This window comes from Streptomyces sp. URMC 126 (assembly GCF_051386555.1).
In the GTDB taxonomy this organism is placed as follows: domain Bacteria; phylum Actinomycetota; class Actinomycetes; order Streptomycetales; family Streptomycetaceae; genus Streptomyces.
The window spans coordinates 1-10181 of sequence record NZ_JBPQTX010000261.1 but is presented as its reverse complement, the minus strand read 5'-3'; the positions used below and the strand labels follow the sequence as shown (position 1 = coordinate 10181).

The 10181-nt window shown below is 73.0% G+C and carries 9 protein-coding genes; 2 read left to right on the top strand and 7 right to left on the bottom strand.

Annotated features, from left to right (window positions below; translation table 11 throughout):
- Positions 1-330: 330 nt before the first annotated feature.
- Together ACSNOK_RS25530 and ACSNOK_RS25525 are read right to left on the bottom strand one after the other, a co-directional pair.
- Positions 331-876, bottom strand: coding sequence for an EamA/RhaT family transporter (locus ACSNOK_RS25530; protein WP_436783113.1), 546 nt, complete (start codon positions 874-876; stop codon positions 331-333).
- 112 nt (positions 877-988) lie between these two features.
- On the bottom strand, positions 989-1351 hold the full coding sequence (locus ACSNOK_RS25525) for an SH3 domain-containing protein (RefSeq protein ID WP_436783112.1): 363 nt from the start codon (positions 1349-1351) through the stop codon (positions 989-991).
- Positions 1352-1515: 164 nt separating this feature from the next.
- On the opposite strand from ACSNOK_RS25525, the gene ACSNOK_RS25520 reads away from it, so the two are divergent.
- The gene (locus tag ACSNOK_RS25520) at positions 1516-3798 is read left to right on the top strand and encodes a serine/threonine-protein kinase (protein WP_436783111.1); all 2283 of its coding nucleotides are present in this window, start codon (positions 1516-1518) and stop codon (positions 3796-3798) included.
- Positions 3799-3871: 73 nt separating this feature from the next.
- Here the strand turns inward: ACSNOK_RS25520 and ACSNOK_RS25515 are convergent, their stop codons facing one another.
- From ACSNOK_RS25515 to ACSNOK_RS25495, 5 genes are all read right to left on the bottom strand, one after another.
- Complete coding sequence (locus tag ACSNOK_RS25515) at positions 3872-4636, bottom strand: PepSY domain-containing protein (protein WP_436783110.1); 765 nt, start codon at positions 4634-4636, stop codon at positions 3872-3874.
- A gap of 80 nt (positions 4637-4716) precedes the next feature.
- Positions 4717-6558 carry a dihydroxy-acid dehydratase gene (gene ilvD / locus ACSNOK_RS25510; RefSeq protein ID WP_436783109.1) on the bottom strand — a complete coding sequence of 614 codons (1842 nt, stop codon included), beginning with the start codon at positions 6556-6558 and terminating at the stop codon, positions 4717-4719.
- Positions 6559-6757: 199 nt separating this feature from the next.
- Positions 6758-7387, bottom strand: a complete 630-nt coding sequence (locus ACSNOK_RS25505) for a TetR family transcriptional regulator (RefSeq protein ID WP_436783108.1) — start codon at positions 7385-7387, stop codon at positions 6758-6760.
- A complete protein-coding gene (locus tag ACSNOK_RS25500; RefSeq protein WP_436783114.1) occupies positions 7384-8196 on the bottom strand; it encodes a sugar phosphate isomerase/epimerase family protein in 813 nt (270 codons plus the stop codon). The genes ACSNOK_RS25505 and ACSNOK_RS25500 overlap by 4 nt, the downstream gene beginning before the upstream one ends.
- A 35-nt stretch (positions 8197-8231) precedes the next feature.
- Complete coding sequence (locus ACSNOK_RS25495; RefSeq protein WP_436783107.1) at positions 8232-9164, bottom strand: Ppx/GppA phosphatase family protein; 933 nt, start codon at positions 9162-9164, stop codon at positions 8232-8234.
- A gap of 45 nt (positions 9165-9209) precedes the next feature.
- On the opposite strand from ACSNOK_RS25495, the gene ACSNOK_RS25490 reads away from it, so the two are divergent.
- Positions 9210-10019 carry a hypothetical protein gene (locus ACSNOK_RS25490; protein ID WP_436783106.1) on the top strand — a complete coding sequence of 270 codons (810 nt, stop codon included), beginning with the start codon at positions 9210-9212 and terminating at the stop codon, positions 10017-10019.
- The last annotated feature ends 162 nt before the right edge of the window (positions 10020-10181 follow it).

Below are 10181 nucleotides of genomic sequence, written 5' to 3'. Positions count from 1 at the left end.
TCCAACCTTACCAGATCCGTTTTCCGTTCCGTTTCCGGTTCGGATTCCGTTTCCGGCCCCCTGTTGGAGCGGGGTTTGTTTCCCGCCTTGCGGCGTGATCACTACTTTAGCGGATTTCCCCCGCGGCTCCTAATCGGAGCCCCGGGCCCAAACCGAACCGAATTCCGGCATGCCGAAATCAATCCCGTTCAGGGGCCGTGCAGTAGTGGATCCCGCCGAGTGGCGTGAAGTGCCGCCGTGGCCTCCTCGCGGACGCCGTGGCAACTCGAAGAACTCTACACGAGGTTCGACGGTGCTCGCGCCCACCCCCTCGCCCTCGTCGCACCACCCCTACTTCCCGCCTCTGGTCGCCCGCCTCGCCGCTCCGCGCCGCATCCGCTCCTCGTACCGCTGCCGGCGCAGCTTCTCCCCAGGGGCCTCCTGGAGTGCGCGGAGCGACCAGGCCAGGAAGACGCCGATGAAGCCGATCAGCATCAGGGTCTGGGCCGAGGAGGGGGACTCCATCGAAGACAGGGGCGAAGAGGGAGGCGAAGAGGAGGACGAAGAGGAGGAGGGAGAAGAGGAGGAGGCAGAGGACCCCTCGGCGCGCCCGGTGAACCCCTCCCACGTACGCCGGAAGGCGAGGGCCGTGCAGACCGCCACCCCCACGACGACGATCACGTTCACCAGGCCGCCCACCTTGGCGATGGCGAGCCCCTGGTACCCGAGGCGGAGCAGCAGCGCGCCCGCCACGGCCCCGACCAGGCCGCCGACGGCGACGGCGGCGCGGCGCCACACGTATCCGGCGTCGTGTGCGACCCAGCTCGTGCCGAAGAACCGGATCGGGTCGGGCTCCGAGCCGTCGGCGGAGGGGGTTGTCCGGTTCTGTGCAGTCATGCGCCGATTATTGCCCCGGGCCGTCGTCTTCCCGTGTCGGATACGGAGAAGAGGAGTGGGGTGCGGCGGGCCGGTCCACCACACCCCCGTCAGAGGCGATCACTAACGATCGCTATGCGCACCGAATCGTCACGAAGTCGCTGCTTCCGGTTTTCACGTAGGCGTCGGATACATACTGACCGGGCGCGATGTTGTCCCAGATGTTTGTCGTACCGCAGGGGCCCGAGACGGTTTCGCCGCGGGTCTGGCAGCGGATGGCGACGCGGGTGTTCTGCGGAAGGATCTTGACCAGCCGGCTGCTGGTGCTGGGGCCGCTGCGTACGTTCACCTGGTAACCGGGGGCCAGCGGATAGAAAACGGCGTCCCCCGCCGCCTGGACGGAGGCTATGGACGGCGCGGACGATGCGTCGGTGACCGGAGTTGCGTCCTCGGCCGCACTTCGGGCTTGCTCTTCGACGATCTCTTCGTTGGCCACAGTGTGCCCTCCCCTGTTTCGAAATGACCGTCAAAAGATGGTTGTTGACGGGCCGATGGCATGCGCAGGCTAGCAAGGTCGGGCACGTCCTCCCGGGCATCAGGTGCCCCATCGATTAGGCTCCGCAAGCCGCCTATGCGGCCGACACGACACGGGGGTGGGGAATGCCGCCGCTGCGCGACACCGGGAACGGCCCGGAAGCGGAGGATCCGGAGTACGCGGGCCGCTACCGCTTGGAGGGTCGGCTCGGCGCGGGCGGCATGGGGGTCGTCCACCTGGCGCACTCACCGTCGGGGCTGCGGCTCGCCGTGAAGGTCGTGCATGCCGAGTACGCGGCGGATCCCGAGTTCAGGGCGCGGTTCCGGCAGGAGGTGGCGGCGGCCCGCCGGGTGAGCGGCGCGTTCACCGCCCCCGTCGTGGACGCGGACCCGGACTGCGACCGGCCGTGGATGGCGACGCTGTGCATCGCCGGGCCGACCCTCGCCGCGTACATCAAGCGGAACGGCCCGCTACCGCCGGACGAGGTGCGCCGGCTGGCGGCCGGCCTCGCGGAGGCGCTGCGCGACATCCACCGGGCGGGGGTCGTCCACCGCGATCTGAAGCCCAGCAACGTGCTGCTCTCCGAGGACGGGCCGAAGGTCATCGATTTCGGCATCTCCCGGCCGTACGACAGCGAACTGCGCACCGAGACGGGGAAGCTGGTGGGCACCCCGCCGTTCATGGCCCCCGAGCAGTTCCAGCGGCCGCGCGAAGTCGGCCCGGCCGCCGACGTGTTCGCGCTGGCGTCGGTGCTCGTCCACGCCGCGACCGGGCGCGGTCCGTTCGGGTCCGACAGCCCCTACCTGGTCGCGTACCAGGTGGTGCACGACGAGCCGGAGCTCGCGGGGGTGCCGGAGGACCTCGTCCCGCTGCTCAAGGACTGTCTGGCGAAGGAGCCGGAGCTGCGGCCGACGCCGGACGTCATCATGTCCCGGCTGCCGACGCCCCCGCCCGGCACGCGTCCCGCTCCCCCGTGGCTTCCGGAGGTCGCGCCCCGGCTGCCGGACGTCCCGTACGAGCCGCCGCCCAGGCCGCCCCGCCGCGGCCTGCGCCCGCCCCGGGCGGAGGCCCGTCCCGCGCGGGCGGACACTCCCGTCACCCATCCCGCCCGGTTCCCGTCCCAGGGTCCGCCGGGCGGCAGGAGCACGAGCAGGGGCAGGGACGGGGACGCGTCCGCGGAGCCGGTCCCGGCGGCGCGGTCCCGGTGGCGGCGTGTCACGTGGTTCGTGGTCGGGGCGCTGGCGACCGTGGCGCTGGGTGTGGGCGCCGGGTGGGCCATACGGCACGCCGACACCGAGGACGAGCCGCTGCAGACCCACGCCGGCTCGGCGAGCACCGTCTGGCAGCCATGGCAAGTGTCGCTGCCGGGGAAGCCGCCCGGGCGGCGCGGCGAGGCCCGGCCGGCCTTCTGCGACCACGCCGAGGGCGCGCTGTACTGCTCCGCTCCGGGGCTCCTCGCCGTCCGCATCGACAGTTACGACGGCACGGTGGCGTGGCGGCGGGAGGAGGAGGGCCGGCGGCCGGACACGGCGCTGGCGGCGCCCGTCGTCGCCGGCGGCCTGGTGCACGTCCTGTCCCCCGACGGCCACCGGCTGCTCGCCCTCGACGCCGCCTCGGGGGCGCAGCGCTGGACGAGGGACGTGTCGCGCTTCCCCGGCCGGGTCTACTTCTCGGGGGACACCGTCCTGCTGGTCGCCGAGGACGGCACGGTCACGGCGGTGGACGCGCGGACGGGCAAGGAGCGGTGGCGGCACGGTGTCTCCGGCCTCCGCGCTCCGGTCTTCTCCTCCTACGGCACCGGCCCCGCCTATGCCGTCACCCCGTCGGACAACGGGCGGTCCACCCGGATCGTCGCCGTGGACCCGCTCACCGGCAAGTCGCTGTGGCAGTGGACGGCGAGCGGCAGTCTGTCGGTCGTCGGCGCCCGGTGGGACGGCGGGCTCTATCTGACCGTCGCGGACGCGGACAACCGGGTCTCGGCGGTGGTGCGGTACGACCCGGCGACGCGGCGGGAGCGCCGGGTCCTGTTGAGCGCGCCGGTGCTCGCGGCGAGCGCGGTGTCGCGGCGGGACGCCGTCTACATCCTGTCGAACGACGGGGGGCTGACCTCGGTGGACACCGAGCGGGGGCTCCAGATGTGGCGGACGGAGACGTCGGTGGCCAACGCGTCGGCGCTGGTGGCCGACCACCGCCGGGTGTACTTCTCGGCGGCGGACGGCCGGCTGATAGCGGTGGACGCGCTCGGCGGCGAGCTGCTGGGCCAGACGAAGCCGCGGCTGGCCCGGGCCGGGCAGGGTTTCCCGGGGGTGCTGCCGCCGCCGGTGGCGGCGCGCGGGAAGGTCTACGCCTCCGCGCCCGACGGGACGGTGTTCGCGCTGAACGGGCGGGAGCCGGAGCACTGGCGTTGAGCCGGCACCGGGCGGCAGGCGGCGAACGGCGAGCGCGGTGTGGCCGATCAGGAGGTGGCCGACCGCGAGGCGGTCAGTCGCGGTCGACGTGCTCCCGGAGGACCGCCCGGTCGGTGGCGTCGATGTCGTAGGTGGTCTTGTTCCAGTCATTGGTGGTCACGACATCCACCGACCAGATCAGTTTCTCGCCCCCTCCGGTCTTCACGTCACTCGTCTCCAGTTCGAGCGCGGTGACCGTCCCCTTCTTGCGGCCGGTGGCCGTCGTGGCGGCGTCCTGCGGGGTGACGCGGGCGGCCTTGAGGTGGTCGGCGCGTTCCCGCTTGTCGTCGCCGTCCTGGTCGGCGTCGGCGGCCGACTTCGTGACCTTGCCGGTGACACCGTCGACGACGACGGAGTGGGCCGTTCCGTCGGCCGTCGCGACCTCGGCGTGCCATTCGGGCCCGCCGTCCGGCGCGCGCTTCAGTTCGACGGCGAGGAGTTTGCCGCCCGCGACGTCGCCCGTCGCGGCCCGGGCGGCCTGCTCCCACCCGGTCTTCGCCGCCGGGACCAGCGCCTTCCGCTCCGCCTGATCGCTGGTGAGCGGCCGTTCGGTGGCGGGGGACGGGCCCGTCACCGTCGGCGCTCCGGAGCCGGACGGCGAGGCGCCGGCCGAGGAGGAGGCCGCTCCTCCGCCGTCGCCGTCGTCGTCCGCGCACCCGGCGAGCAGTACGCCGGCCGTCGCGGCGCCGCAGACGGCCAGCAGCGCGGCACGGAGCCGGGGCGGGCGGGAACGGCGGGATCCGGGGCGGCGGAAGGGGTTGTCGTCCGTTCGGTCCTGGTTGAGTCCACTCGGTGCCATGAAGGGACGTGTTGCCCGGCCGGCGCCCTCCATGTCCCGCCGCCCGGAAGGATCACCCGGGTGCGCTCCCCCGGCGGCGTTCAGCCCAGCTTGGTGACGTCCCGCACCGCGCCCTTGTCCGCGCTGGTCGCCATCGCCGCGTACGCGCGCAGCGCCTGCGAGACCTTGCGCTCGCGGTTCCGGGGGGCGTAGACGCCGCCGAGGGCCGCGCGGCGGGCCGCCAGTTCCTCGTCCGGCACCAGGAGTTCGATGCTCCGGGACGGGATGTCGATGCGGATGCGGTCGCCGTCCTCGACGAGCGCGATCGTGCCGCCGGACGCCGCCTCGGGCGAGGCGTGGCCGATGCTCAGGCCCGAGGTGCCGCCGGAGAAGCGGCCGTCGGTGATCAGCGCGCACTTGGCGCCCAGGCCCCGGCCCTTGAGGAACGAGGTGGGATAGAGCATCTCCTGCATGCCGGGGCCGCCCTTGGGGCCCTCGTAACGGACGACGACCACGTCGCCCTCCTTGACGCGCTTGGTGAGGATGGCGTCCACCGCCTCCTCCTGGGACTCCACGACGACCGCCGGGCCCTCGAACGTCCAGATCGACTCGTCGACGCCGGCGGTCTTCACGACGCAGCCGTCCTCGGCGAGGTTGCCGTAGAGGACGGCGAGGCCGCCGTCGGCGGAGTAGGCGTGGGCCGTGTCGCGGATACAGCCGTTCGCGGCGTCGAGGTCGAGCGTCTCCCACCGCTCGGACTGCGAGAACGCCTCGGCCGAGCGGACGCAGCCGGGGGCGGCGTGGAACATCTCGACGGCTTCCGGAGCGGGCGAACCGCCGCGCACGTCCCAGCGCTTGAGCCACTCGGCGAGCGAGTCGGCGTGCACGCTGTGGACGTCCTCGTGCAGGTGTCCGGCGCGGTGCAGCTCGCCGAGGATGGCGGGGATGCCGCCGGCCCGGTGCACGTCTTCCATGTGGTACGAGCCGTTGGGCGCGACCTTGCAGAGGCAGGGGACGCGGCGCGAGACGGCGTCGACGTGCGTCATGTCGAAGGCGAGCCCGGCCTCCTGGGCGGCGGCCAGCAGGTGGAGGACGGTGTTGGTGGAGCCGCCCATGGCGACGTCCAGGGCCATCGCGTTCTCGAAGGCGGCGAGGGAGGCGACGGAGCGCGGCAGGACCGTCGCGTCGTCCCGCTCGTACCAGCGGCGGGTGATCTCGACGACCGTGCGGCCCGCGGCCTCGTACAGCTCCTTGCGGGCGGTGTGCGTGGCGAGGACCGAGCCGTTGCCCGGGAGGGCCAGGCCGAGCGCCTCGACCAGGCAGTTCATGGAGTTGGCGGTGAACATGCCGGAACAGGAGCCGCAGGTGGGGCAGGCGGCTTCCTCGATGCGGGCCAGGTCCTCGTCCGAGACGGACTCGGAGACGGCGTCCGACATGGCGCTGATCAGGTCGAGGTTGGTGCGGACCGTGCCGTCGACGAGCGTCGTCTTGCCGGCCTCCATGGGGCCGCCGGAGACGAAGACGGTGGGGATGTTCAGCCGGAGGGCGGCCATCAGCATGCCCGGCGTGATCTTGTCGCAGTTGGAGATGCAGATCAGCGCGTCCGCGCAGTGCGCCTCGGTCATGTACTCGACCGAGTCGGCGATCAGGTCGCGGGAGGGCAGGGAGTAGAGCATCCCGCCGTGGCCCATGGCGATGCCGTCGTCCACGGCGATGGTGTTGAACTCGCGCGGCACGCCGCCCGCCGCCTTGATCGCCTCGGAGACGATCCGGCCGACCGGCTGGAGGTGGGTGTGGCCCGGCACGAACTCCGTGAAGCTGTTCGCCACCGCGATGATCGGCTTGCCGAAGTCCTCGCGCGCTACACCCGCGGCGCGCAGAAGGGCTCGGGCGCCCGCCATGTTGCGGCCGTGGGTGACGGTACGGGACCTCAGCTCGGGCATGTTCGCTCCGCTCGTCGACGTGTGCTGTCGAGGGTACGCCGCGGGATCCGTGATCCGGACACGGTTTCCGGGATGTGAGACGGGTCATCCAGCCCGTCCGGCGCTTGAGGACGAGCGGCGAAGCCGCGAAAAGGGGGTCTGGGGCGCAGCCCCGGGAAACGGCGAAGTGGGGGTGCCCCCTCTGGGGGAGGGACCGGGGCTACCCGCCCCCCTCCAGATGCCGCTGCACCGCCGGCGCCACCATCCGCACCACGTCCGCGAAATCCGCCGACGCCAGCGGCTCCACCTTGATCACATGCCGCAGCATCACCACCCCCACCAGATGCGCCGCCGCGATCTCGGAACGCAGCTCGGCGTCCGGGATGTCCAGGCCGCCCGCGACGCGTCGCATCAGCCGCTGGGTGACGAGGTCGCGGAAGACCGACGCCGCCGTCTCGTTGGCCACCGCCGAGCGGAGGATGGCGAGCACCGGCTCCCGCGTGACCGGGTTCTCCCAGACGCCGAGGATGAAGCGGGTGATCCGCTCGCCCGCGTGCTCCCGGTCGCCCTCCAGCAGCACGTCCGGCGCGGGCATCGCGGGCGCGAAGGCGACCTCCACGGCCGCCGCGAACACCTTCTCCTTGGGGCCGAAGTAGTGGTGGACGAGGGCGGGGTCGACGTCCGCGCCCCGCGCGATGGCCCGGATGGACGCCTTGTCGTAGCCGCGCTCGGCGAACTCGGCGCGGGCGGCGGCGACGATGCGTTCCCGCGCGCCCGGCCCGTTGGCCGCCTCGGCGCGGGGCGGGCGCCCGCGCCGTCTGGGCGGGGCCGGCGGCTCCGGGGACGTCACGGCCGGGCCGCGCCCGTCGGGGACGCGAGGTGCAGCCGGGTGAAGGCCAGCGCCTCCGCCAGGTCCGCCTCGCGCTCGGCGGTCGACATGGCCCGCCGAGTGTTGACCTCGACCACGATGTGTCCGTCGAAGCCGCCGACCGCCAGCCGTTCCAGCAACTCGGCGCAGGGCTGCTTGCCGCGGCCGGGGACCAGGTGCTCGTCCTTGTTGGAGCCGTTGCCGTCGGCGAGGTGGACGTGCGCGAGCCGGTCACCCATTCGGGTGATCATGTCGAGCGCCTCCGTACGGGCCGTCGCCGTGTGCGAGAGGTCGACGGTGAAGTGCCGGTAGTCGTCGTTGGTGACGTCCCAGTCGGGCGCGTAGGCGAGCATCTCGCGGTCGCGGTAGCGCCAGGGGTACATGTTCTCCACGGCGAAACGGACGTCCGTCTCGTCGGCCATCCGCCACAGGCCGCGCACGAAATCGCGGGCGTAGGAGCGCTGCCAGCGGAACGGCGGGTGGACGACGACCGTGCTCGCGCCGAGCCGTTCGGCCGCCGACTTCGCCCGCTGGAGCTTCACCCAGGGGTCGGTGGACCACACCCGCTGGGTGATCAGCAGACAGGGCGCGTGGACGGCGAGGATGGGCATCCGGTGGTAGTCGGACAGCCGGCGCAGGGCGTCGACGTCCTGACTGACCGGGTCGTTCCACACCATCACCTCGACTCCGTCGTAGCCCAGACGGGCGGCGATCTCGAAGGCCGTCGCCGTGGACTCCGGGTAGACCGAGGCCGTGGACAGGGCGACCTTCGCATCCGGGATGCGCACCACTGGCTCTGTCACGAGGGACAGCGTACGACCGCCCGTCACACGGCGGGCAGGTGGTCCAGGCGTCGCAGGATGACGCCCTCCCGCAGCGCCCAGGGGCAGAGCTCGACCTCGTCCAGCCGGAACAGGTCCATCGCGGCCTCCGCGACCAGCGCCCCCGCCGGGAGCTGCGGGGCCCGGCCCGCCGGGACACCGGGCAGCGCGGCCCGCTGTTCGGGGGTCATCGCGGCCAGCCGGGGGACCCAGTCCTCCAGCGCCTTGCGGGTGAGGGTGCGCTGGGCGAGGAGGCCGGCGCCGGAGCCCGGGGCGCCGGCGATGCGGGCCAGCTGCTTGAAGGTCTTGGAGGTGGCGACCGCGTGGTCGGGGGTGCCCAGCCGGGCGAAGTCGCCGACCGTCCGGGCGATCTCCGCGCGGATGTGCCGGCGCAGCGCCCGGACGTCCTCGGGGTCGGGCACCGGCCCGGGCAGCCGGGCCGAGGTGAGGCGGCCGGCGCCGAGGGGGAGGGAGACGGCGGCGTCGGGCTCCTCGTCCTGCCCGAAGGCGATCTCCAGGGAGCCGCCGCCGATGTCGAGGACCAGCAGCTTGCCGGACGACCAGCCGAACCAGCGGCGGACGGCGAGGAAGGTGAGCCGCGCCTCCTCCTCCCCGGACAGCACCGACAGCCGGACGCCGGTCTCCTCGTGGACGCGGGCCAGGACGGCGTCCGCGTTGGGCGCCTCGCGGACGGCGGAGGTGGCGAACGGCAGGACCTCCTCGACGCCCTTGTCCTCGGCCGCCCGGAGCGCGTCCTTGACGACGTCGACGAGACGGTCCACACCGGCGTCGGTGACGGCCCCGGAGCCGTCGAGGAGTTCCGCGAGGCGCAGCTCGGCCTTGTGGGAGTGGGCGGGCAGCGGGCGGGCGCCGGGGTGCGCGTCCACCACCAGCAGGTGGACCGTGTTCGATCCCACGTCCAGGACACCGAGTCTCATGTCGTGCACGCTACTGGGACCGGTGGGGACACATAGGCTTGAGGTGTGGCAAAGACGAAGAAGGCGAAGGCCCCCGCGCAGCAGGCCCCCGAGCAGCGGAACGCGTCCGACGAGGTCGGGCTCGACTTCGCCCGCGCCTGGGTCGAGTTCCCGGACCCGGCCGACGACGAACAGGTCTTCCGCTGCGACCTGACCTGGCTCACCTCCCGATGGACCTGCGTCTTCGGCAGCGGCTGCCAGGGCATCAAGGCGGGCCGGGCGGACGACGGCTGCTGCACGCTGGGCGCGCACTTCTCCGACGAGGACGACGAACGGCGGGTGGCCGGCCACGTGGCGCGGCTCACGCCCGACATCTGGCAGTTCCACGACGAGGGCTCGTCGGCGGGCGGCTGGACGCAGCTCGACGAGGACGGGGAGCGGCAGACGCGCCGCTGGAAGGGCTCCTGCATCTTCCAGAACCGCCCGGGCTTCGCGGGCGGCGTCGGCTGCGCCCTGCACATCCTCGCCCTGCGCGAGGGCCGGGAGCCGCTGGAGACCAAGCCCGACGTGTGCTGGCAGCTGCCCGTCCGCCGCACCTACGACTGGATCGACCGGCCCGACGACACCCAGGTCCTCCAGGTCACCATCGGCGAGTACGACCGGCGCGGCTGGGGCCCCGGCGGTCACGACCTCCACTGGTGGTGCACCTCCGCGCGCTCGGCGCACGGCGCCGGTGAGCCGGTGTACGTCACCTACCGTGCGGAGCTGGTGGAGCTGATGGGGAAGAAGGGGTACGCGCGGCTGGTGGAGCTGTGCGAGGAGCGGATGGCTTCGCTGCTGCCGATGGCTCCGCATCCGGCGGATCCGGTGGCGTAGGGGGTAGCGGGCGGGGCCGGAGGATGAGGGGGACCGGACGCTTGCGTTCTCGGGGCGCCTCTGCGTCCCCGGCGGGCCCTCCGTCCCTTCGGTTACGACAGGCTCCCGGGGGCGGGATCTACCGGCCGTGCCCCACGGCCCCGGCAGCCCGCGCCCGGGAGC

What these genes read in the sequence shown, in the direction of transcription:
- ACSNOK_RS25530 (WP_436783113.1), bottom strand. Translation starts at nt 876, where the DNA reads ATGACTGCACAGAACCGGACAACCCCCTCCGCCGACGGCTCGGAGCCC.
- ACSNOK_RS25520 (WP_436783111.1), top strand. Translation starts at nt 1,516, where the DNA reads ATGCCGCCGCTGCGCGACACCGGGAACGGCCCGGAAGCGGAGGATCCG.
- ACSNOK_RS25515 (WP_436783110.1), bottom strand. Translation starts at nt 4,636, where the DNA reads ATGGCACCGAGTGGACTCAACCAGGACCGAACGGACGACAACCCCTTC.
- ilvD (WP_436783109.1), bottom strand. Translation starts at nt 6,558, where the DNA reads ATGCCCGAGCTGAGGTCCCGTACCGTCACCCACGGCCGCAACATGGCG.
- ACSNOK_RS25495 (WP_436783107.1), bottom strand. Translation starts at nt 9,164, where the DNA reads ATGAGACTCGGTGTCCTGGACGTGGGATCGAACACGGTCCACCTGCTG.